The organism is Chryseobacterium piscicola, from assembly GCF_900156685.1.
Lineage (GTDB): Bacteria > Bacteroidota > Bacteroidia > Flavobacteriales > Weeksellaceae > Chryseobacterium > Chryseobacterium piscicola.
Window position 1 is genome coordinate 138,766 of sequence record NZ_FTOJ01000009.1, and the last position, 23,102, is coordinate 161,867.

Annotated in this window: 19 protein-coding genes; 18 read left to right on the forward strand and 1 reads right to left on the reverse strand. The window is 34.1% G+C overall.

Annotated elements, in window-relative coordinates:
* Together BW939_RS13320 and BW939_RS15880 are read left to right on the forward strand one after the other, a co-directional pair.
* A complete protein-coding gene (locus BW939_RS13320) occupies positions 1 to 885 on the forward strand; it encodes an MORN repeat-containing protein (protein WP_159439276.1) in 885 nt (294 codons plus the stop codon).
* Positions 886 to 946: 61 nt separating this feature from the next.
* Entirely contained in the window at positions 947 to 1,090 is a 144-nt protein-coding gene (locus BW939_RS15880; RefSeq protein ID WP_159439277.1) for a hypothetical protein, read from the forward strand.
* A gap of 83 nt (positions 1,091 to 1,173) precedes the next feature.
* On the opposite strand, the gene BW939_RS13325 is transcribed toward BW939_RS15880, so the two are convergent.
* Positions 1,174 to 1,980 carry a DUF4197 domain-containing protein gene (locus tag BW939_RS13325; protein ID WP_084566663.1) on the reverse strand — a complete coding sequence of 269 codons (807 nt, stop codon included), beginning with the start codon at positions 1,978 to 1,980 and terminating at the stop codon, positions 1,174 to 1,176.
* A gap of 104 nt (positions 1,981 to 2,084) precedes the next feature.
* On the opposite strand from BW939_RS13325, the gene BW939_RS13330 reads away from it, so the two are divergent.
* The 16 genes from BW939_RS13330 (at position 2,085) to BW939_RS13405 (ending at position 23,076) form a co-directional block, all read left to right on the forward strand.
* Positions 2,085 to 4,343 (forward strand): glycoside hydrolase family 20 protein, encoded by a 2,259-nt coding sequence (locus BW939_RS13330; protein ID WP_076452510.1) that lies wholly within the window; start codon positions 2,085 to 2,087, stop codon positions 4,341 to 4,343.
* Positions 4,344 to 4,417: 74 nt separating this feature from the next.
* Complete coding sequence (locus BW939_RS13335) at positions 4,418 to 5,413, forward strand: isoaspartyl peptidase/L-asparaginase family protein (RefSeq protein ID WP_076452511.1); 996 nt, start codon at positions 4,418 to 4,420, stop codon at positions 5,411 to 5,413.
* Positions 5,414 to 5,473: 60 nt separating this feature from the next.
* Positions 5,474 to 6,136, forward strand: coding sequence for a copper homeostasis protein CutC (locus BW939_RS13340; protein ID WP_076452512.1), 663 nt, complete (start codon positions 5,474 to 5,476; stop codon positions 6,134 to 6,136).
* Between the two features lie 295 nt (positions 6,137 to 6,431).
* Positions 6,432 to 6,809 carry a GxxExxY protein gene (locus BW939_RS13345; RefSeq protein WP_076452513.1) on the forward strand — a complete coding sequence of 126 codons (378 nt, stop codon included), beginning with the start codon at positions 6,432 to 6,434 and terminating at the stop codon, positions 6,807 to 6,809.
* Positions 6,810 to 9,290, forward strand: a complete 2,481-nt coding sequence (locus BW939_RS13350) for a beta-mannosidase (protein WP_076452514.1) — start codon at positions 6,810 to 6,812, stop codon at positions 9,288 to 9,290.
* Positions 9,291 to 9,502: 212 nt separating this feature from the next.
* The gene (gene priA / locus BW939_RS13355) at positions 9,503 to 11,950 is read left to right on the forward strand and encodes a replication restart helicase PriA (protein ID WP_076452515.1); all 2,448 of its coding nucleotides are present in this window, start codon (positions 9,503 to 9,505) and stop codon (positions 11,948 to 11,950) included.
* 161 nt (positions 11,951 to 12,111) lie between these two features.
* A complete protein-coding gene (gene dacB, locus BW939_RS13360; RefSeq protein WP_076452516.1) occupies positions 12,112 to 13,578 on the forward strand; it encodes a D-alanyl-D-alanine carboxypeptidase/D-alanyl-D-alanine endopeptidase in 1,467 nt (488 codons plus the stop codon).
* A 161-nt stretch (positions 13,579 to 13,739) separates the two neighbouring features.
* On the forward strand, positions 13,740 to 15,587 hold the full coding sequence (locus BW939_RS13365) for a M1 family metallopeptidase (RefSeq protein ID WP_228417245.1): 1,848 nt from the start codon (positions 13,740 to 13,742) through the stop codon (positions 15,585 to 15,587).
* 208 nt (positions 15,588 to 15,795) lie between these two features.
* Positions 15,796 to 16,632, forward strand: coding sequence for an energy transducer TonB (locus BW939_RS13370; protein WP_076452518.1), 837 nt, complete (start codon positions 15,796 to 15,798; stop codon positions 16,630 to 16,632).
* Between the two features lie 163 nt (positions 16,633 to 16,795).
* The gene (locus BW939_RS13375; RefSeq protein ID WP_076452519.1) at positions 16,796 to 17,569 is read left to right on the forward strand and encodes a ParA family protein; all 774 of its coding nucleotides are present in this window, start codon (positions 16,796 to 16,798) and stop codon (positions 17,567 to 17,569) included.
* Positions 17,570 to 17,628: 59 nt separating this feature from the next.
* Complete coding sequence (locus tag BW939_RS13380; RefSeq protein ID WP_076452520.1) at positions 17,629 to 18,519, forward strand: ParB/RepB/Spo0J family partition protein; 891 nt, start codon at positions 17,629 to 17,631, stop codon at positions 18,517 to 18,519.
* Positions 18,520 to 19,161 carry a DUF5683 domain-containing protein gene (locus tag BW939_RS13385; RefSeq protein WP_076452521.1) on the forward strand — a complete coding sequence of 214 codons (642 nt, stop codon included), beginning with the start codon at positions 18,520 to 18,522 and terminating at the stop codon, positions 19,159 to 19,161. It begins immediately after the preceding gene.
* Positions 19,162 to 19,244: 83 nt separating this feature from the next.
* Positions 19,245 to 19,946: a 4-hydroxy-tetrahydrodipicolinate reductase gene (gene dapB, locus BW939_RS13390; RefSeq protein ID WP_076452522.1), complete on the forward strand. Its 702-nt coding sequence runs from the start codon at positions 19,245 to 19,247 to the stop codon at positions 19,944 to 19,946.
* 113 nt (positions 19,947 to 20,059) lie between these two features.
* Complete coding sequence (gene lepB / locus BW939_RS13395; protein WP_076452523.1) at positions 20,060 to 21,748, forward strand: signal peptidase I; 1,689 nt, start codon at positions 20,060 to 20,062, stop codon at positions 21,746 to 21,748.
* Positions 21,748 to 22,425, forward strand: a complete 678-nt coding sequence (lepB, locus tag BW939_RS13400) for a signal peptidase I (RefSeq protein ID WP_076452524.1) — start codon at positions 21,748 to 21,750, stop codon at positions 22,423 to 22,425. Before lepB (BW939_RS13395) ends, lepB (BW939_RS13400) begins: the two co-directional genes overlap by 1 nt.
* Before the next feature lie 9 nt (positions 22,426 to 22,434).
* Positions 22,435 to 23,076: a WbqC family protein gene (locus BW939_RS13405; protein WP_076452525.1), complete on the forward strand. Its 642-nt coding sequence runs from the start codon at positions 22,435 to 22,437 to the stop codon at positions 23,074 to 23,076.
* The last annotated feature ends 26 nt before the right edge of the window (positions 23,077 to 23,102 follow it).

Below are 23,102 nucleotides of genomic sequence, written 5' to 3' on the forward strand. Positions count from 1 at the left end.
ATGAAAAATTTTACATTTTTTCTTTTATTAATAGGTATTTCAGTTAATCTTGTTTCTGCACAATGTTTATCGGGCAATTGCAAAGAAGGAACAGGGAAATCTGACTTGGGATATGCCGTTTATGAAGGTAGTTTTAAAAACGGAAAACCTCACGGAACTGGCGTAATAGATTACGGTGGAGATAAATACAGTGGAGAATTCGCAGATGGCTCAGAACACGGAAAGGGCATTCTTACCCATAAAAATGGTAAAACAGAAAATGTAGAATACAGCTTTGGAAATCTGATAAGAAAAAGCATTCCCAATTACGTTGGTGGTATTCCGGTAGAAGGTTGCAAAAAAGGAGACTGCAAAAAAGGAACTGGAGAAATGCATTTCCCAAGTGGTAACCGTTATGTAGGCAATTTCCTAGACGGAATGATTCACGGTAACGGAATATTTTATTTTGCCGGAGGTAATATTTTTGAAGGCGAGATGAAGGCGAATGTCATCTTTAAAGGCAAATTTTCCTATCATCCTGAAGAAGTGGATTTCGTGGGTACATTCAACGAGGACGGAACCCCGAAAACCGGTTTGTACACCCATCACGATACAGGAGCGACCGTCAAAATGCAGGATAATACAATCACAGAAGTTCATAATCCCATAGTAGAAGCACAGCGAAATTCAGCCAACGCAAAACACGTAAAATGCCCCGTTTGTAATGGCAAAGGAATAACCACCAGTAAAACCAGTTATTCTTACACTACGGCAGGTACTTATACGATGAGCGAGTTTGGGCAGGGGAGAATTAATTTAACCAATCCCACAACCACAACATCAACGGGAAGAGCATTCTATGATGTCTGTGGCCGTTGCAAAGGAGCAGGGGAAGTGTCTGAATAAAGATAGAGTAAACCAAAATTATATTGAATCATATTCATTATAATTTTCAATAAAAATAAGTTTGAAATTTCCTATTGATGATGAGGTTTTGAAATCTTTGTACCTCGCTTTAAAAGAAGCTACAAAAAGGGTAAACGCCATCCAAAACTGCGGTATTTTTCTCAGCCAATTGATTCATATTTTTGAAAAAAGGCTTAGATTATAAAATCCAAGCCCTCACTTTTTAACTTACATACCTTCTGCTACAGTGTTTATGCACATCGAATCTTCCACTGCAAAACAAAAGAGTTATTTTCTATCTTGCGCCCCAAAAACCTTCTGCAAAATACTCGTTGTTCTCATCACAGAATTATTTCTGATGCCGCTTTCTTTTTCAGCAACCATTTTAAAAACACCATTGATGGTTTCGTTGGTAACGTATTCGTTTAAGTCGGTAGAAACAGCATTTCCGGTCAATGTATTGTATTTAGAAATCAAATTATTCCAGACTTTATCAGCACCCACTTTTCCTAATGAAGCCTTTACTTTCGGTTGAAATGCGGTGAACAATTGAGATTGTGTTTTGCTTTGTAAATAATTTGTAGCCGAGTTATCACCTCCCAGCAAAATATTTTTGGCATCGGTAATCGTCATTGAAGTGATGGCTTTCGTGAAAATCGGTGCAGATTCGGTAACTGCATCTTCAGCAGCTCTGTTGAGTAATTTCACACCTTGATCAGCTAAACTTCCCAATCCGAATGCACGAAGTTGGGTATCAATCACTCTTAATTTTTCGGGCATTAAAATTTTTACAGCTTCATTTTTCAAGAATCCATCAGGAGCAGCTAGTTTCTTTACGCCTTCCGTTACTCCCAAATTTAAAGCTTCTTTTAAACCGGATGAAATTTGGGTTGAAGTAAGACTTCCTAAATTAACTGAAGATGTATTTTTCTTTGGAGTTTGCTGAGTTGTTGTAGGTGATGTTGTAGTGGTTTTAGGATTGCTCAAATCAACACCGGTTTGATTTTTAACGGTAGATTTTATAACATCTAAAATCTGTGCGTGAGTAGAAACCGAGAATAATAATCCAGCGGCTAAGAAAATTGTTTTTTTCATCTTTTATTTTATGCAAAATTAGATGTTTTAAAGCTTAAATAGTTAAATGATAGATAGAATTTTTCAGAAAAGAATTATATTCGCTAAAATCTAAACTCTACAAGATGCTGCGTATTTTTTCGGTCTTTTTCTTACTCATTTCAACTTGTTTTTTCTCTCAAGCAAAACTGAATTTAATTCCTTATCCGCAAAAACTTGATTTTCAAAAGGGAGAATTTATTATTCCTGAAATTTTTAAATTAGAGGGAACTCTTCCTGGTAAAGAGACTGATTATTTTAAAAAGCGTATAACTAATTTGAAGTTTACTTTTCCAGCTAAAGAAGAATTATCTGATTTAAGGTATTTAGCTTATCCTCCAAATGATTTAGAAAATTCACGAAAATCTGAAAATTATAATTTAACTGTTTCTTCGGAAGGAATAACCATTCAATCATCCTCAGACAAAGGATATTTTTTAGCACTTCAAACTTTAATCCAATTGTTTGAGCAATATAAAGATTCGGGGAAAATTCCCGCAATGACAATTGAAGACCAACCCAAATTCGCATGGCGAGGAATGCATCTTGATGTTTGCCGTCATTTCTTCACTGTCGAAGAAGTAAAACAATACATCGATTATCTGGCAATGTACAAACTCAATACTTTTCACTGGCATTTAACCGACGATCAGGGATGGAGAATCGAGATAAAAAAATATCCGAAACTCACACAAATTGGTTCAAAACGTAAAGAATCCATGATCGGTGCTTACGTAGATGATACATTTGATAGAAGACCTTACGGACCGTATTTCTATACACAAGAGCAAATAAAAGATGTCGTAAAATACGCTCAAGACAGACATATTACCGTTGTTCCGGAGATTGAAATGCCGGGTCACGCTTTGGCCGCACTTTCTGCTTATCCTGAATTAGCTTGTACAAAAGGGCCATTCGAATCGGCAACAAAATGGGGCGTTTTTGATGATGTTTTCTGCCCGAAAGACGAAACGTTTACCTTTTTAGAAAATGTTTTGGATGAAGTTATTGCACTTTTTCCTTCACAATACATTCACATCGGAGGTGACGAATGCCCAAAAACAAGATGGAAAGAATGTGCCCATTGTCAGGAATTGATTAAAATGCACAATCTTAAAGACGAGCACGGTTTACAAAGTTATTTCATCCAAAGAATTGAAAAATACGTCAACTCAAAAGGAAGAAAAATTATCGGTTGGGACGAGATTTTGGAAGGTGGGCTAGCTCCCAATGCCGCAGTGATGAGCTGGACGGGCATTAAGGGTGGAATTGAAGCTGCAAAAGCCAATCATTTTGCCGTGATGACACCGGGATCGTATTGTTATTTTGATCATTATCAGGGAGATCCGCAGACCGAACCGAATGCTTTTGGTGGTTTTACGCCTTTGGATAAAGTTTATTCTTACAATCCGATTCCTGCTGAGTTGAATGCTGAGCAATCCAAATATATTTTAGGAGTTCAGGCAAATTTATGGACGGAATATATTCTGGATTTTAAACAGGTTCAGTACATGATTTTCCCAAGGTTATTTGCCCTTTCAGAACTGGGATGGGGAACTTCAAAACCAGATAATTACAAAGAATTTGAAAACAGAGTGGTGGAGCATTTTAAAATTTTAGATAAAATGAAAATCAATTATGCGAAAAGTATCTACAATATTTCGGGAAAGGTAATTTCTAGTAATAATACTGTTTCTTACGAGCTTTCAACTTCGCAAAATCCAAACGGAATTAAATATACCATTGACGGAAGCGAGCCAAAAGTAAATTCTACCACCTATCAAAATCCGATTCCGGTTTCAAAGGTGATGACTATAAAATCTGCTTATTTTGAAAATGAAGAATTGAAATCTGCGGTTTCTTCTCAAAACTTTACCACTTCAAAAACAACCGGAAAAAAAATCACTTTAGAACATCAGCCGAGCGAAAATTATTCCTTTGGCGGAGTTTTTACTCTGGTTGACGGAATTATCGGTAACGTAAAGCAATTAGGCAAAACATGGTTGGGTTTTCAGGGAAAAGATGTTGTGGCGACGATTGATTTAGGCGAAAAAACAAAATTCTCAGAAGTGTATTTCAATACTTTAGACAACAAAGGAAGCTGGATTCACTTGGCGAAATCAGCAACAGTTTTTGTATCTGATGATGGCAAAAATTTTAAATCCATCAAAGAAATTGGTAAAGAAGATATTCTTTCAGTAAAAGGAAAAATCAATCTTAAAGTAGGAAATCAAAATGCGAAATTTATCAAGATTAAAATAGAAAACGCAGGAATTATTCCCGCAGGAAATCCTGGTGCAGATTCAAAAGCTTGGCTTTTTGTAGATGAAATCGGAGCACAATAATTACATACAATTTAAGATTTAAAGTTTCTAAAATTTTAAATGAAGCAACCTTAACCTTAGCCTCAACTAAAAATATGAATTCAAGAAGAAAATTTTTAAAAACCACCGGAATTTTATCATCCGCATTATTGCTGAATCCATTAGATTTAATTGCAAAAAAAATTCCTGAAAGTGAAAATACGTTCGTGAATAAACCCATCGTTCTTTCTACTTGGGATTTTGGTTTAAAAGCCAACAAGGAAGCGTGGACGATTTTAGGAAAAGGAGGAAGAGCGTTGGATGCAGTAGAAAAAGGTGTTCGTTTAGTAGAAAATGACCCAAACGAGAGAAGCGTAGGCTATGGCGGTCGTCCAGACAGAGACGGAAGAGTGACATTGGATGCTTGCATCATGGATGAAAATTACAATATTGGTTCGGTTGCCTGTCTGGAAAATATTAAAAATCCAATCTCGGTTGCAAGAATGGTGATGGAAAAAACACCTCACGTGATGTTGGTGGGTGACGGAGCTTTTCAGTTTGCCGTTTCTCAAGGCTTTAAAAAAGAAAATATTCTCACTGCAGAATCTGAAAAAGAGTGGAAAGAATGGCTGAAAGACAGCAAATACAAGCCCATCGTTAATATAGAAAATCACGACACAATCGGAATGATTGCTTTGGATGCTCATGGAAATCTTTCCGGAGCTTGTACTACGAGCGGAATGGCTTTTAAAATGCACGGCAGAGTAGGTGATTCTCCAATTATTGGTGCGGGTTTATTTGTTGATAACGAGGTAGGTGCAGCAACAGCAACTGGACATGGTGAAGAAATGATAAGAACAGTAGGAACTCATCTCGTAGTGGAACTGATGAGACAGGGAAGAAATCCTCAACAGGCGTGTAAAGAAGCGGTTGAAAGAATCGTGAAAATTACTGAGCGAAGAAATAAAAATCTAAAAGATATTCAGGTTGGCTTTATTGCCATCAATAAAAAAGGGGAATATGGTTCGTATTGTATTCAGGACGGATTTAATTTTGCTGTTTATGACCAAAAAGGAAACCGTCTGGAAAAGCCAGAATTTGCTTTGAAGTAATTTTGTTTAAAGTAAAAAGTTACTGATTAAAATCTCAAATCTCAAATCTCAAATTTAAAAATGTTCTTAGAAATAGCCACATTCGATATCACATCCGCTGAAATAGCTTTGAATTCTGTTGCAGACAGAATTGAATTTTGTGCAAACATCAATACGGGAGGAATTACACCCGATTTAGAAGAATTAAGATATTTAAAAGATAAATATTCCCAACCCATTCATGTCATGATTCGCCCTGTCGGTGGAGGTTTTCTTTACACTGATTCAGAATTCAAGCAGATGCAGAAAGATATTGTTGAATTTTCAAAGGCAAATGCAGACGGTTTTGTTTTCGGAATTTTAGATGAAAATCAGGAAATTGACATGGAGAAAAATAGGCTGTTAGTCGATTTAGCCAATGACAAACCATGCGTTTTTCACAGAGCGATAGACCGAACAAAAAATATTTTTGAATCTACAGAAAAACTGATTGAATTAGGTTTCAAAGAAATCCTCACTTCTGGCGGAGCAAATTCTGCAATGGAAGGAAAAGAAAATTTAAAAAAAATGATTGAAAATTATTCTGAAGACATTAAAATATTAATTGGCGGTGGCGTTCGTTCGAATAATATTTCAGACTTGAAAAATGTGACGAATGGGAAATATTTTCATTCTTCAGCGGTATTATCTTACGAATCTTTTGCCAACGCAGATGAGATTAAAAAGTTGAAGGTTAATTTGTGAAATTTTATTGAGAGATATTAAATGAAATTTTTTAACGCAAAGTTTTATTTTTTTAATCCTCCTGATTTAAGTATCAAAGAATGATGGACAAGCCGTCTAAGCTTGAGAATAAATTTACGGTTAAAATAATTTTTGAATTTAAGAAAAGAATTAATCTATGAAAGTTTTATAGAGCACATATATTTTCAAGCTTAAGCAACTTGGTTGCTACTCTTTGCTTCTTAAATCTTCATAAAGAAAAATAATCTTTACGTTAATAAAGTACAAGATAAAAGTTAAACAAATACAAACACAAATGACAGAAAACGAATTATCCTATAAAATTATTGGTGCTGCACTGGATGTGCATAAAACTTTGGGAGTTGGTTTGCTTGAAAGCGCTTATGAAGTTGCTTTAGCTTACGAGTTAAGAGAACTTGGTTTTGAGGTCAAAAGTCAGGTGGTACTTCCCCTAAAATATAAATGTGAGGTAATAGACAATGCTTACAGAGTTGATTTGATTGTAGAAGATATGGTGATTATAGAAGTTAAATCTGTATTAGAAATTCATCCCATTTTTTATTCGCAAGTTTTGACCTATTTAAAATTAACCAATATTAAACTAGGTCTATTGATTAATTTTAATACACCTTTAGTAAAAGACGGAATACACAGAATTGTAAATAAACTATAAATGAACAAAACCATATTTTTTGCTTTATTTTTCATTCAAATATTCATTAACGCCCAATTTTCAGAGCGGAACTTATCCTCAGAAAAATGGCAATTCAAAAACTCAAAAGAAAATTCCTGGCTTATTGCCACAGTTCCAGGCACGGTTCATTTAGATTTGATGAATAATAAACTTATTGCCAATCCTTACAAAGATGAAAACGAAAAAAAAGTACAGTGGGTAGAAAATGAAGATTGGGATTATCAAACAGTTTTTAAAGTTTCAGCTAAAGAATTACAAAATCAAAATGCCGACTTGGTTTTCCATGGATTGGATACGTTTTCTGAAATCTATCTAAACGGAAAACTGCTGAAGAAAACACACAACATTTTCAGAACATGGGAAATTCCTGTGAAAAATGATTTAAAAGAAGGAAATAATACGCTGCAGATTAAATTCAAATCTTCGGTCAATGAGGGAAAAGAATTAGCAAAAAAAGTTCCGTTTACCATGCCAGAGTCGCCACGAAGTTTTGTAAGAAAAGCACAATATCAGTTCGGTTGGGATTGGGGCCCAAGATTGGTTACCGCAGGAATCTGTAAAGATGTAAAATTGAATTTTTGGAACTTTGCAATCATTAAAAATATTAAAAACACACAGGCTATTTTTCAAAATAAAGCAAAAATAAACTTCGAAATTGAAATTGATGCTCAGGTTTCGGGAATATATTATTTGAAAATCAATAATCTGAGTACAATGGTTTCTCTTAAAAAAGGGAACAACAAAATAGAGTTTCCGTATGAAATTGAAAATCCAAAACTTTGGCAACCCAATGGATGGGGAAATGCAAATCTCTATGATTTTGAAATTGGATTGGCGAAAAATCAAGAATATATTCAAACTAAAAACTTAAAAATAGGTCTCAGAACCATTGAGTTAATTCAGAATAAAGACGAAAAAGGAAAATCTTTCTATTTTAAAGTTAATGGACACCCTATGTATGCAAAAGGAGCCAACTGGATTCCTTCCGACAGTTTTACACCTAGAATTACCAAAGAAAAATATCAAAAACTCATCAAAGACTGCAAAGATGCCAACATGAATATGATTCGCGTTTGGGGTGGCGGAATTTATGAAGATGACGAATTTTACAAAGCCTGCGACGAAAACGGTATTCTCGTATGGCAAGATTTTATGTTTGCAGGAAGTTTTTATCCTTCAGATGAGGATTTTTTAAATAACGTAAAAGAAGAAGTCAAAGATGAGGTAAACAGACTACAAAATCATCCATCAATCGCTTTGTGGTGCGGAAATAATGAAATTGATGAAGCCATCATCAATTGGGGATATCAAAAGCAGTTTAAATATTCAAAAGAAGATTCTTTGCAAGTCTGGAAAGATTACAAAAAGGTTTTTCATGAAGCTATTCCAAATGCTTTGAAAGAAAATTTAACTTCAGAAAAAAATATATATTGGCCAACATCACCGTCAATTGGGTGGGGGCATAAAGAAAGCTTATCCGAAGGCGATTCTCATTATTGGGGCGTTTGGTGGGGCGAATTTCCGTTTGAAATTTATAACGAAAAAGTTCCAAGATTTGCTTCCGAATATGGTTTCCAGGGAATGCCGAGTTTAGAGGCAGTTAAATCAATGTTTTCAGCAAATCCTGAATTAAATTTAGAAAATTCAACCATCAAAGCGCACGAAAAAAATGCCCGAGGTTTTCATATCATCAACGAATATATGAAGCGAGATTATCTTGTCCCAAATGATTTTATAAAGTACAATTACGTTTCACAACTGCTCCAAGCTCGTGGAATGCAGATTGCGATTGAAGCTCACCGCCGTGCAAAACCCTACAACATGGGAACGTTGTATTGGCAACTCAATGATTGCTGGCCGGTCATTTCATGGTCGTCTATTGATTATCTGGGAAACTGGAAAGCTCTGCATTATCAGGTGAAAAGAAGTTTTGAACAGCAGGTGATTTTAACGGAAGAAATGAACGGTTTTTTGAACTTTTATGCTGTTAATGATGAATTAAAAAAGTTTGAAGATATAAAAGTAGAAATTCAGGTTGTTGATTTTAACGGGAAAATTTTAAATGATTTAACTACTGTTCAGAATGGGAAAACATTGGACGGAATTGCAAAGATTGATCATATAGAAATTAAAAACTTAATTAAATATTCCAACAAAAATGAAGTCTTTTTAAAATTAGTTTTAAAAGATAAAAACAAAAAAATCATTGCTGAAAACACTCATTTCTTTGCAAAACCAAAAGATTTAAAACTCACAAAACCCAATATCAAAATCAAAAATATATCTCCAACAGAAATCCAAATTTCTACCGATGTTATGGCGAAAGATGTTTACTTAATGGGCGAAACGCATTTTGACGACAATTTTTTTGATCTGCTTCCAAAAACTTCAAAAAAAATCAAACTTTCAAAACCATTGAAAAATGTTGATGCAATCACTTTGTGGGATACCATGAATTAACAATTGTTAGATATAATTTTTAGGAGCTTTTTCCCGCTCTCCACTGTATCTTTTTTTGTGCCGGCTTCCGCTATGCTCCATCCGCCACAAAAAAAGGATGCCGTTGCGATCGGGGCTATGGGAGGGTCGGTGCCAATCAACAGAATATTCAATGACGAAAAAAATTGCACTTTCCTTCAGAAACAATTAATTTTACACCATAAATATTCCCTTTGTACTACGCCCAAATAATTTTACCGCTCAATCTTAAAGGATCTTTTACCTATAAAGTTCCCGAAGAAATTATAGACCAAATCCAATGCGGAATGAGAGTTCTCGTTCCTTTTGGTGGAAAAAAAATCTACACCGGGATTGTTTTTGAACTTCATGACAGAGCTCCCGAAAATTTTGTTGCCAAAGAAGTAATCAGTATTTTAGACAGCAAACCCATCGTTCCGGATGAACAGATTAAGTTTTGGAACTGGCTTTCAGATTATTATTTGTGCACTTTAGGCGAAATATATCGGTTTGCTTTCCCGTCTTCTTTGAAATTGGAAAGCGAAACCTACTTGAAATTAAAGCCAAACGCTGTCATTAATTTTGAAATTCTGGATGTCAACGAAATGTACCTTATTCAAGCTTTAGAAGTTCGTCAGTTGATTAATCTTACAGATATTGAGGCTTTTATACCCAAAAAAGATATAATCAAAACCATCAATTCGTTAATTGATCTTCAATACATAGAAATTGATGAAAAAGTCGCCGAAAAATACAAAGCCAAAGAAGTAGCTTATGTGAAAATCAACGATGAGGTTCTTAAAAATGAAAGTCTTACAGGGATTCTTTTAGGATTAACAAAAGCGAGAAAGCAAAAAGAATTATTTCTCCATATTCTTGAAAAACAAACAGAAAATCCTGGTCAACCTTTAAAAAAATCAGATTTATTTGAAGATGGTTATTTTTCTTCTTCCCATTTCAAAGCTTTGGCAGATAAAGGTTTTCTAGAGGAATATTATAAGCAAAAAGACAGAATTGAAAGTTATACGGGAGAAATAGAGGAGATTGAAGAACTTTCTGATATTCAAAAGGTTGCGAAGGAAGAAATTGATGTGGCTTTTGAAGAAGGTAAAAACGTTTTACTTCACGGAGTTACTTCTTCAGGAAAAACGCACATTTATTTAGAGAAAATAGAAGAGTGTATTGCACAAGAAAAAAATGTTCTTTTTCTGTTGCCAGAAATTTCTTTAACGAAGCAAATCACACAGCGCTTAGAAAAAAAATACGGAAATGAACTTGGGTTTTATCATCAAAAACTAACAGATTTTGAAAGGGTTGAGGTTTGGAAAAGAATCAGCCGAAACGAAATAAAAATCCTCATAGGTACTAGAAATGCTTTATTTCTGCCTTACGAAAATTTAGGGTTAATCATTGTTGATGAAGAACATGACTCTGCTTATAGGCAAAAAGATGTTTCGCCCTATTTCAATGCGAGAGATGTTGCATTGGTTTTGGGGAATTTCTATGATGCTAATGTTATTTTAGGCTCGGCAACTCCTTCTGTAGAAAGCTATTATTTAGGGCAGAAAGATCGTTTGAGATACGTTTTTTTAGACAAAAGATTTGGCGAAGTAGAACTTCCGGTTTTTGAATTAATCAATTTCAAAGAAGCCCAAGATTCTAAGCACGTGAATGGTAACTTTTCTTTCAGAATGCTTGAAGAACTTAAAAAAACGGTTGACGAAAACAACCAAGGAATCATTCTTCACAATCGCCGTGGTTACGCCAATGTAATTGAATGCGAAACTTGTGGATACGTTAATTATTGCTCAAATTGTGATGTGGTAATGACATATCATAAATTTGCCAACGAGATGAAATGCCATTATTGTGGTCAACGCGCTTCAAAACCAAAGGCTTGCCCAAAATGCTATTCTGAAAATCTAAATGAAAGAGGAGTAGGTGTGGAGCAGATACATGAAGAAGTTTCAAAATTATTTCCCGATAACGAGGTTGACAGAATGGATGTAGATTCTATGCGGAAAAAATTTGCATACGAAAAACTGTACGAAAAAATTGAAGAAAGAGAAACCGATATTGTAGTGGGAACGCAAATGATTTCTAAAGGTTTAGATTTTGATCATATAGAATTGGTAGCAATTCCAAAAGCAGATTCAATGCTGTATGTTCAAGATTTTCGGGCAGAAGAACGTGCTTATCAATTAATTACCCAAGTTTCGGGAAGGGCAGGGCGTGTTTCTGGAAAAGGAAAAGTTTTAATTCAAACTTATAATCCGGATCATTCTGTTTTTCAGTTGATTAAAATGAATGATGCCGCAAAAACTTATGATTATTTTTTAAAGGAAAGAAAGAAATTTCATTATCCGCCTTATACAAAAATGATTATGTTGCAACTGAGCCATAGAAAAGAAGATAAAATAACCCGCGCTTCTCAGTTTATGGGGTCGGTGCTCAGAAAATATTTACCCGAAGAATGTGTTTTAGGGCCAGAGAAATCTCCGGTTTTTAAAATTAACAATATGTTTCAATTTCAAATTTTGATAAAACTGCCAAGAGGCAATAAATATGCCTCGTTTAAAAAATTAGTTTTAAAAAGCATTGAAGAATTTGATGAGATTACAGCCTACCACAGCATCAAAAAGTACTTATTAATAGACTTTTAACAAAGTTTAACACATTTTAATTGCTTTTATTAGTCCGTAATGTGCTGACTTCTAACAATAATTTCTACTTTTGATTGTTGGTAACATCATAAGGTGCAATTTTTTAGTTTAACTAATTCATAGCTTTCTTATTAAAAAACTTACAAAAAAAGAATAATTAGATGGTAAATTTCAGAAAATATATTTCAAGTATTACGGTATTAGCTTCTGGTTTATTCCTAGCTCAATCTACTGTTTCTGCAGTTCTCTTCAATACCAATTCAGATAGCCAAAGACCTTTCAATCTTCCATCCCCGTTAGCAACGATTGAGAAGACTATATTGTCTCCCAAAGAGCTTGTAGATGTTAACGTCAATACTTTGATAACTGATCCTGTGCTGAAAAATGCAACTTGGGGATTTGTAATCTACGATCCGAAAACCAAAAAAGTGATCTCTTCTTATAATGAAAACACACCTTTGGTTCCTGCATCTACAACAAAATTGCTCACTACAGAAACAGCATTGAATCTTTTAGGCGAAAACTATCGTTGGATGACGCAGCTAGAATACTCAGGAACAGTTGATGAAAATGGTGTTTTAAACGGGAATATCTATATCGTAGGCAGTGGCGACCCATCTTTGGGAACCAACAAAGCTGGCGCTTGGTCATACAAAGAAATTATTACAGATTTCACAGATGCGCTATCAAGAGAAAGTATAAAAAAAGTAAATGGTGATATTATCATCCAAACAGCGCTTTTCAAAGGTAACATTACGAGACTTCCGGAAAATGTTGTATGGTTAGAAAATAATAATTATTATTTGCCCGCAGGTACTACTCAGCAAATAAATCCGGCTAATGAAAAACTGATTGTAAAAAAGAACAACATTGTAAGCAACGATAAAAAGTATTTCTATGTTTCTCCATACACCAATCAAATGGTATATGCTGAAAAATACGATGGCACGGGAGTTTTGACTACAAAATTGCCCGATGCACCAGCTTATCTTGCTAATTCTTTCAGAACAAGCTTAGTGAAGAGTGGCTTACCAGTTACAGGTAAAGTTCAAACAAAAACTACCGACGCTCTACCAGAAATCAGAAAAACATTAAGTGTTTATAAATCACCAACCTTAGCAGATATTGTTTATTACACTAATCAAAGAAGTGATAATTCATTAGCAGAAGCTTTACTTAAAACAGTGGGTTATTTCAAAAAAGGAAATCAAGCTCCGGAAACAGGTAGAGAAGTTGTTACAGAGCACTTGAGAGATATGGCTTTTGATGTTGAAGGTTTAAGTTATATAGACGGTAGCGGGCTTTCTAGAAATAATAAAGTTACCCCAATAGCACAAGTGAAATATCTCACTTCGTTGATGGGCACAAAATATTATCAAACTTATTTTAATTCTCTTCCAATTGGCGGGCAGACAGGAACTTTAAAAAGAATGTTTTTGGAAACAGGAAACGGACAGGTTTTTGCTAAAACAGGAACTTTAAATAAGGTAAAAACTCTCGCAGGGTATATTAAAACCAATACTGGTAAAACTTTGGTTTTCTCTTTGTTAGTTAACAATTACGCTGGTTCGGTAGATATGGTAAAGAAAAGGATGGAACAGTTGATTGAGCCAACTTTAGATTTGTAAAAATAATATTTTAATACTATTTAAAACCTTTTAATCTGTGATTAGAAGGTTTTTTTTATCTTTGATGCGATATTAATAATGATTTAATGAAAAAATTATACATTTTTCTGCTAGTAAATTTTATGTTTCAAATCTTTTCGGCTCAACACCAAAATATTGATATGAAATCATTGAGAAACAAAGAAATGAAATCTTTCACAGCAAAAATGAATGTGGGAAACACCAATCCAAATACTCTCAATTATGATTTGCAGTATCAAAGAATGGATTTAGATTTAAACCCTTCTATTTATGCCGTTTCTGGTTCTGTAACTTCTCATTTCAAGCCCAATCAGGCGATGAGCAGTATTTATTTTGATTTGGCAAATACACTTACTGTTTCTTCGGTGCAATATCATGGTGTAAATTTGACGTTTCAGCAATTGGCAACCAAGGAAGTTAAAATAGATTTCCAAGCACCTATTTCTGCGAATGTTTTAGATTCTCTCACAATTAATTACAACGGTGCTCCTCCTACTGCAAATAATGCATTTTCTACAACAACTCAAAGCGGAACTGCAGTAATGTCTACGCTCAGCGAACCTTACGGGGCTCAAGATTGGTTTCCCACAAAGCAAAGTTTAAATGATAAAATTGAAAGATTTGATATAAAAATAACAGCGCCTTCTCAGTACAATGTTGCCTCAAATGGCATGCTCATGTCTGAAACTACACTTCCCGGAAGTTTAAAAAGAACTTTTTGGAGAACTCAATACCCAACTGCAGCTTATCTTATAGCATTTTCAATCACAAATTTCACAAAACTTACAGATACAATTGGGACGCCCCCGTTTCCTTTTATCAACTATGTTTATCCTTCTACAGCTGCCAATACAACGAGTATGGCAAATATTGAATGGACCAAACAAGCAATGAATACCTTCGAGACTTACTTTGGGCTTTATCCTTTCAGAAACGAAAAATACGGTCACATGCAATTCATGTACGGTGGCGGAATGGAGCATCAAACGATGTCATCTATGGGAAGTTGGGAAAAGGGATTAATAGCTCATGAGCTCGCTCATCAATGGTTTGGTGATAAGGTAACCTGTGGCACTTGGAATGATATTTGGCTCAACGAAGGGTTTGCAACCTACGGTCAACACTTGGCAAACGAAAAACTTTTGATGACCAATGCGCAATTTATGAACTATCTTATCTCAGAGAAAGATTACATCACAAGCCAGCTCGGCGGAAGTGTTTATGTGGCAGACGCCAATTTAGGGAATGTAGGGACTATATTTAGCAGTAGACTTTCTTATTCTAAAGGTGCTTACGTGCTCAGAATGATGAAGTGGATTTTAGGAGAAAATGATTTCTATAATGCTATCAAAGATTATCATGCAAGACCAAATCTTGCTTACAAGTATGTATTGACAAATGATTTTAAAAGTTCTGTGTTAACTTCTACAGCTAAAGATTTTACAGAATTTTTTAATGACTGGATTTACGGACAAGGTTATCCAACCTATGATATCCGATGGAAGCAGACGGGTAATGCTTTGGCTTTTAAAGTTTCCCAAACTCAAAGTCATTCTTCGGTAAATTTCTTTGATATGCCATTGCCAATCAAGGTGAACGGAACCGGGGGGCAAGTTGCTTATTTTGTTTTAAATAATACAAACAACAATCAATATTTTACTGAAACCGTAGGTTTCACCGTGGCAAGTGTTCAGTTTAATTACGAATATCAGATTTTAGAAAAAAATTCAACTGTAAATCTAGACAATGCGTTAAATATTAATGAATTAGATCTGGAAAATTTTGGGTTATATCCAAATCCGGCCAAAAACGAAATTTATTTAAAAGGAGTCAATAGGTCTACAGATTTTAGGATATATTCTGCAGATGCACGTCTTATAACAAGCGATGTGTATAAACCGGGTAATGCAATTAATATTTCTTCCTATACACCAGGAATTTACATTTTCCAAATCAACGGTCGAAATATAAAATTCGTGAAAGAATAACAATGAAATCTGCTTTTATAAAGCAGATTTTTTTTTGAAAATTAATGTAAATGATGAGTTGTTGGTTTTTTAGGATTTAATTTTACTAATGTTTTGCATATAATATTATTAAATCGGCAAATATTTGGCAGAAGTTTTGATGTATTTTTTATTAATCAGATGATACTCTGAAAAATGAATTATTCAAAATCTTTAATGCCTTATTATTATGAAACATTTTTTCTCAGACCCAGAATTAAGCTTTAATAAAATCGTTTTCGAGCATCGTAACAAAGAATATGGTGCTTATGATCTCAGAACCGAAGCTAATGCTATTTTAGCAAAATCACTTTTCTTAAGTCTAGCTGTAATAGCTGGTATTTCTTTAACTGCGTACATCATTTCGCCAAAAGCACAAAATAGTACAACTATAGCGGAACCTGAAATCAAACTTACAGAAGTAGATTTTAGAGATCCCATAAAACACAATGTTGTTGTACCGCCTGCGAATGTACCGCCTCCTGCTGCCCCAAACGTTAAAACATTCAATGCACAGTTAGTTACGCCTAAAAATAAAGCAGATGATTCTAATTACCAAATTAACAAACCTGTTGATGCTGTAGCGGGAACTGTTGATAATCCTGATGGAAATCCTATAGTTGACCAGAAGCCTCAGACAAATCCTATTCCAAATACACAAACCCAAGCAATCCAAGGGGCTGCAATTGTAAAAGCTAAAGATAAAGGAATTGTAGGAACAGACGGATTAAGCGTTCCGGCAAAATTTGATGGAGGAATTGATGCATTTAGAAATAAAATATTAAATAAATTTGATACTGAAGATTTTCAAAATGAGGAATTTATATCAACAATAGTTACTTTCGTTGTAGAAATTGATGGTAGTATTTCAAATATAAAAGCAGAAGGAAAAAATACAGATTTCAATAAAGAGGCAATCAAAACAGTAATGGAAGTAAAAGGAAAATGGTCTCCAGGAATAGATAAAGATGGGGATGCTGTACGAAGCTATTTTAAATTTCCTATCAAGATGAAATTTGATCAATAGATTTTGATCTTACATTTTTATACTTATCCACAAATATTTTTTTTTGTGGATAATTTTTTTTTAAGCTAATCCTTTTATTAACAATACTTTAACTTATTTTTGATTTTATCCGTTCGTACAAAGCAGAGAAAAAAGTGTATTTTTGATGCTTAAAGTTCTAATAATGGGTAAAATCATAGGTATTGCTAATCAAAAGGGGGGTGTAGGGAAAACAACTACCGCAGTAAATCTTGCCGCCGCTTTGGGTGTTTTGGAAAAGAAAATCTTAATTATTGATGCTGATCCTCAGGCTAATGCCACATCGGGTCTAGGGGTTGATGATGTGCAATATTCTACCTATAATTTGTTGGAAAACAGTGTGGAAACCAGAATGTGCATCAAGCAAACCTCTACTCCAAATCTTGATATTGTGCCTTCTCATATTGATCTTGTGGCTGCTGAAATTGAGCTTGTAGATAAGGTTCATAGAGAATACATGATGAAAAAAGCGCTTCAGAGTGTGAAAGATGATTACGATTATATCATCATAGATTGCGCGCCAAGTTTGGGTTTAATTACCGTGAATGCTCTTACTGCCGCAGATTCCGTAATCATACCTATTCAATGTGAATATTTTGCATTAGAAGGTTTGGGTAAACTTTTAAATACTATCAAAAACGTACAAAAAATCCACAACAAAGATCTTGATATAGAAGGTTTGTTGCTTACAATGTATGATAGCCGTTTAAGACTTTCTAACCAAGTTGTTGAAGAAGTGAATTCACATTTCCCAGAAATGGTTTTTGAAACAATCATCAGTCGAAATGTACGTCTTAGTGAAGCGCCAAGTTTCGGAGAAAGTATCTTAAATTATGATGCAGAAAGCAAAGGTGCAATTCAATACATTCAGCTTGCAGAAGAAGTATTGTTAAAAAACGAAAAATTAGTAAAAAACTAAATTGATTTATATTTTTAAAAATAAATCAATTATCAATATTCAATCATCATTCATATAAAATGAAAGACAGAAAAAGAGCAATGGGTAGAGGGTTAGGAGCAATTTTGAGTGCCGAGTCCAAAGCAACGATAAATTCTGCTACTGATGAAGGAGCAGACAAGTTTGTGGGAAATATTGTAGAGGTTGCTCTCGAAGATATTTATCCCAATCCTACCCAGCCAAGAACTTATTTTGATGAGAAAGCATTAAACGAACTTGCACAATCTATAACAAATTTAGGCGTTATTCAGCCGGTAACACTGAGAAAAGATGGTGGTAAATTTGAAATTATCTCAGGGGAAAGACGTTATCGTGCTAGTAAAATTGCGGGTTTGCATTCAATCCCAGCATATATACGTTTGGTAAACGATCAGGAGCTTTTAGAAATGGCTCTTGTAGAAAATATTCAAAGAGAAGATCTTGATGCAATAGAAATTGCGTTAACCTATGAAAGACTGATGGACGAAATAGGCCTTACTCAAGAAAATCTAAGCCAAAGAGTAGGGAAAGACAGAAGTACAATTACCAATTCTATTAGGCTCTTAAGATTAAGTCCGGATATTCAAAATGCAATAAGAAGCGGGGAGATTTCTGCCGGTCATGGTCGTGCTATTATAAGTCTTGAAACGGAAGAGCATCAGCAAATTTTGTTTGATTTAATCATCAAAGAAAAACTCAATGTAAGACAAGCGGAACAAGCTGCAACAGCTCTTAAAAACCCGAAATCTCCAGCTGCTAAAAGAGCAAAAGCCGAGCTTTCAAATAATTATAAAAGAGCTCAGAAAACCATTGCCGATATTTTGGATGTAAAAGTGGAGATAAAAACTACAGGAACCGGAAAAAAAGGTAAAATAGTGCTAGATTTTAAAAATGAAGATGAGCTAGAATATATTTTATCTCATATTAAATAAATGAAAAAAATATTCTTAACCTTTTTTGTTATCGTTTTCAGTTTGAGTTTTGCTCAGATAAAACCTTCAGATTCTATACGCCTTGACCATTACGCAAAAGACAGTATTCCTGCAGCAAAACAAAATAATGAGGCAAATGTGGTTTCAGAAATTGAAAACGCAAATGCTCCCGCAAAAAAAGGTGGCCTAAAAAAACTCAACCCTACAAAAGCAGGACTGTATTCTGCTGTTTTGCCAGGACTAGGCCAGGTTTACAATAAAAAATATTGGAAAGTTCCAATTGTTTTAGGTGCCGTAGGAACAGGCGTAGGTATTGCTATTTGGAATCAAAATGAATACCTTAAATACAGAGAATATTACATTGCGAAACTCAATGGTACGCCTAATGAATTTGTAGATTCAAAACCATATTTAGATAAAATTGCTTTGGGAAATGCCCAAGACAGAATAAAAAGACAGCGCGATTATGCCATTGCGATTACAGGATTAATTTATATTCTTAATATTGTTGATGCCGTAGTAGATGCGCATTTGTACGAAGGCAGAAAAGATCCCGATCTTACTTTTGCACCAGCGGTTATTTATGATAATTTCCGCACACAGCCTCCAAAAACAGGTTTGGCTTTAAATTTTAGATTTTAAACGAAATTGAATTGCAAGTCACCTAAGGAATAAAATAATTTTATTTTGGAGATTTGATATTCTTAAAACAATAAAATTCACACATGAAAATAGCATTAGTTGGATACGGAAAAATGGGAAAAATCATCGAAGAAATCGCTCTCAAGCGAGGTCATGAAATTGTAGCCCGTTTAAAGGAAACCCCAACTGCTGAAAACCTGAATAATCCCGATGTAGCTATTGAGTTTTCTATTCCTGAAGCCGCATTCAGTAATATTAAATCATGTCTTGAAAATAAAATCCCTGTTATTTCTGGTACAACTGGTTGGCTGGAAAAAAGAGCGGAAATCGACACCATTGCTTTAGAAAACGGAACAGCATTTTTGTATGGTTCTAATTTTAGTTTAGGCGTAAATCTTTTCTTTTCTCTAAACGAAAAATTAGCAGCTTTGATGAAAAATGTGGATGAATATAGCTGTCAGCTCGAAGAAATTCACCACATTCACAAAAAAGATGCACCAAGCGGAACAGCTATTTCAATAGCAGAAGGCATTTTTAAAATTAATCCCAAATTTGATGCCTGGAAACTAGAAGAAACCAAAGATAATCAATTGGGTATTTTCGCAATTCGTGAAGACGAAGTGCCTGGTACACATAGTGTTTTCTACAGAAGTGAAGTAGATGAAATTGAAATAAAACATACCGCATTCAACAGAAATGGTTTTGCACTCGGAGCTGTAGTTGCTGCAGAATTTATAAAAGACAAAAAAGGGATTTTTACAATGAATGACGTTTTAGGACTTTAATTCTGTAACAAAAACAAATTTTCACTAACTAACTAATATCTGAGTTATAAGTAAAAAAAATATTTATTGCATATTGCTCATTAATTATATTTAAAAGATCAGGCACGAAATTTATGAATTACTTTTTAACCTACGCAGTTTACGTTTTCGTTCTATCTCTATTGATGGGGATTTCTACTTGGAAACTGTTTAAAAAAATGGGATACAATCCTGCTTTTGCATTTATTCCTTTTTATAATTATTTTATTATTTTAAAAGAAACCCAACATCCTAAATGGTGGGCAGTTTTATCATACCTACCCATTGTAGGGCCAATTATGATGTCTGTTTTTCATTTATATTTAATGAAAAAATTTGGTAAAACACTTGTGCAGCAGCAAATTCTTACTGTGGTATTACCGTTTATTTACATGGCGTCTGTCAATTATTCAAAAGATGTTGAGATAGAAGATGAAGAAGCCAAGTTTATGTTTCTTACAGACGAAGAAAAATCGGTAAAAAAGAAAGAGTCATTTTTGGGATCTATTACTTTTGCAGTGGTTTTTGCAACAATAATTCACGTATTTGTAACCCAACCTTTTGGTATCCCAACAGGATCTATGGAGAGAACTTTACTTGTCGGAGATTTCCTTTTCGTAAACAAATGGAGCTATGGCTACAGAATGCCGATGCGTCCTTTAGCGATCCCATTTCTTCAAGGAACAATTTATGATTTTCAAAAAGATGGAAATCCTAAAAACGATGGTAAATCTTATGTAGATGGCGTGAAATTACCTTACGAAAGAATTTTACAATTCAATAAGCCTCAGAGAAGTGATATTGTAGTTTTCAATTATCCTCAGGATTCTGTTCATACAGCAATAGACAGAAAAGATCCTTATGTGAAAAGATGTGTAGCCGTTGCAGGAGATACTTTTGAGATGCGTGGAGGGAAACTTTTTGTAAATGATAAACCTGAAACAATCTTAGGAGATCAAGAAGAGCAACATGCATTTGTAGTGGAAGCAAGCAGTGAGATAGATACAAAAGAGCTTTTCAAACGATTAGAATATATTTCTATTGCTAGAGTAAACTCACAAACAGTTTATTTTCAGGAGGCTATAAAGAAATATAACATTAAACCAGAGAATATTGTCTACGTCATGCAGCTTACAGATGCACGATTAAAAGAAATCAAGTCTCTTCCACAAGTGGTGTCGGTAAGGGAAGATATTTTAGTAAAAGGTGATGCGGCAATTAGTTATAAAGATGAAGCACGTACCAAAATAGATACTGCACAATCTATTTTCCCAGTTAATAAAGCCTGGAATCAAGATTGGTATGGTCCCGTGCGAATTCCTAAAAAAGGCGATGTAGTTGCTATTAATAAAGAAACTTTACCTATGTATCGCTGGATTATCTCAGAATATGAGCACAACAGTGTAGCAGAAAGAAACGGGCAAATTTTTATCAACAATCAACCTGCTAAAAACTATACCATCAAACAAGATTATTATATGATGGTGGGTGACAACAGAGACGCTTCACTTGATGCAAGATTCTTTGGTTTTGTTCCTGAAGAAAATATTGTAGGGAAACCCATGTTTACCTGGATGAGTATTGAAGGAGCTTTTAATGATTCAAGTTCATCTTATCAAGCAGAAGGATGGAGATTCCGTTGGGATAGGATGTTTAAAGCTACCAACACGGGAGAAGCCAACAAAACTTCGTATTGGTGGATTGCAGCCATGATATTGATTCTTTTCTTCGGGTGGGAATATTTTGTAAAGCTCTTTAAAAAAAATAAAACTGAAGACGAATAGTGTTCAAAAAAAATATTTTAAAAATAATACTTATCACAATAGGTGTTTTTGGTGGACTATTTATTATTGCAAAACTCACTGGAGTTTTGCAATATGCTTTTCTACCAACAGGCGGAAGTGAGCCTACTATCAAAAGAAAATCTTTTATTTTCTTTTCAAATTCTCTGCCTTACAAAAAATTTAAAATTCTAGTCTACAACCAAAAAAATACAAATTACCAGCTTGGGCAATATCCTCAGAGATTGGTTGCTACAGAGGGTGATATATTGCAAATTTCTGAGGGAAAATTAATAATTAATAATGAAAATGTTGATCATCTATTTACACTGAAAAAGTCTTACAAAATAGATCGTACTTTTGTAAATTATTTAGTAGAAAAAGGACATCGATTTGATGAATTTTATGCATTAGATAATATGTATTTTCTGGCACAGCTTGCAGATAATGAGCTTACTAATGATTTTGCTTATGAGCTTTTTGCAATCCCAGAATATGATGCAGGTATACGCAAACAGTATGGCAAAAAATGGACAGCCAATAATTTTGGACCTATAAAAATTCCAAAAGGAAAACTTTTTTTCTTGGGAGATAACAGAAATGAAAGTCTCGATTCACGTTACCTTGGTTTTGTAGATAAAAATGAAGTCATAGGAAGGGTTTTTATTCCGAAAAATTAAAAAAAAATTATGCAAAATATATTATTACCGGTATTCTATTTACCACCAATTTCATGGTTTTCAGAATTTTTGAATGATGAAAATGAGATCAGCTTCGAGCAATGTGAAAATTTTCCTAAACAAACGTACAGAAATCGATGTAATATTTATGGAGCCAATGGGAAGCTTTCGCTCATCATTCCAATAAATCACAATGGTTCCAGAGAATATAAAAATACGGAAATTTCTTACCGCGAAAATTGGTCAGATATACACTGGAAATCCATTAAAACAGTATATCAAAGTTCGCCTTACTTTGAATATTATGAAGATAAACTTGTGAAAATTTTCGAGAAAAAAGAAAAATTTCTTTTTGATTTTAATATTAAAAGTCTGGAAGTTATTCAGCATATTTTAAAAACAGAAAAGGCACATTCTTTGAATACAGAATATCTTAAAAATCCGGATGCCATCAATTTCAGAGAGAAGTTTTCAACAAAAAAACACTCAGAGTATTCCATTGAAGAGTATTATCAGATATTTTCAGATAAGTTTGGTTTTATCAAAGATTTATCCATAATAGACCTTCTTTGTAACAAAGGCCCGGAATCTAATACATATATTAAAAATATTAAAAAAATATCTAATGAAATTGCTGTTGAAAGAATTTAAATTAATTCTTTTTAAAACGAAGCAAT

Coding starts and splice junctions, on each gene's coding strand:
- BW939_RS13340 (WP_076452512.1), top strand. CDS start 5,474: ATGTTCTTAGAAATAGCCACATTCGATATCACATCCGCTGAAATAGCT.
- BW939_RS13335 (WP_076452511.1), top strand. CDS start 4,418: ATGAATTCAAGAAGAAAATTTTTAAAAACCACCGGAATTTTATCATCC.
- BW939_RS13370 (WP_076452518.1), top strand. CDS start 15,796: ATGAAACATTTTTTCTCAGACCCAGAATTAAGCTTTAATAAAATCGTT.
- BW939_RS13350 (WP_076452514.1), top strand. CDS start 6,810: ATGAACAAAACCATATTTTTTGCTTTATTTTTCATTCAAATATTCATT.
- BW939_RS13330 (WP_076452510.1), top strand. CDS start 2,085: ATGCTGCGTATTTTTTCGGTCTTTTTCTTACTCATTTCAACTTGTTTT.
- dapB (WP_076452522.1), top strand. CDS start 19,245: ATGAAAATAGCATTAGTTGGATACGGAAAAATGGGAAAAATCATCGAA.
- BW939_RS13375 (WP_076452519.1), top strand. CDS start 16,796: ATGGGTAAAATCATAGGTATTGCTAATCAAAAGGGGGGTGTAGGGAAA.
- BW939_RS13345 (WP_076452513.1), top strand. CDS start 6,432: ATGACAGAAAACGAATTATCCTATAAAATTATTGGTGCTGCACTGGAT.
- BW939_RS13380 (WP_076452520.1), top strand. CDS start 17,629: ATGAAAGACAGAAAAAGAGCAATGGGTAGAGGGTTAGGAGCAATTTTG.
- BW939_RS13320 (WP_159439276.1), top strand. CDS start 1: ATGAAAAATTTTACATTTTTTCTTTTATTAATAGGTATTTCAGTTAAT.
- dacB (WP_076452516.1), top strand. CDS start 12,112: ATGGTAAATTTCAGAAAATATATTTCAAGTATTACGGTATTAGCTTCT.
- BW939_RS13405 (WP_076452525.1), top strand. CDS start 22,435: ATGCAAAATATATTATTACCGGTATTCTATTTACCACCAATTTCATGG.
- BW939_RS13325 (WP_084566663.1), bottom strand. CDS start 1,980: ATGAAAAAAACAATTTTCTTAGCCGCTGGATTATTATTCTCGGTTTCT.
- BW939_RS13385 (WP_076452521.1), top strand. CDS start 18,520: ATGAAAAAAATATTCTTAACCTTTTTTGTTATCGTTTTCAGTTTGAGT.
- BW939_RS13365 (WP_228417245.1), top strand. CDS start 13,740: ATGAAATCATTGAGAAACAAAGAAATGAAATCTTTCACAGCAAAAATG.
- lepB (WP_076452523.1), top strand. CDS start 20,060: ATGAATTACTTTTTAACCTACGCAGTTTACGTTTTCGTTCTATCTCTA.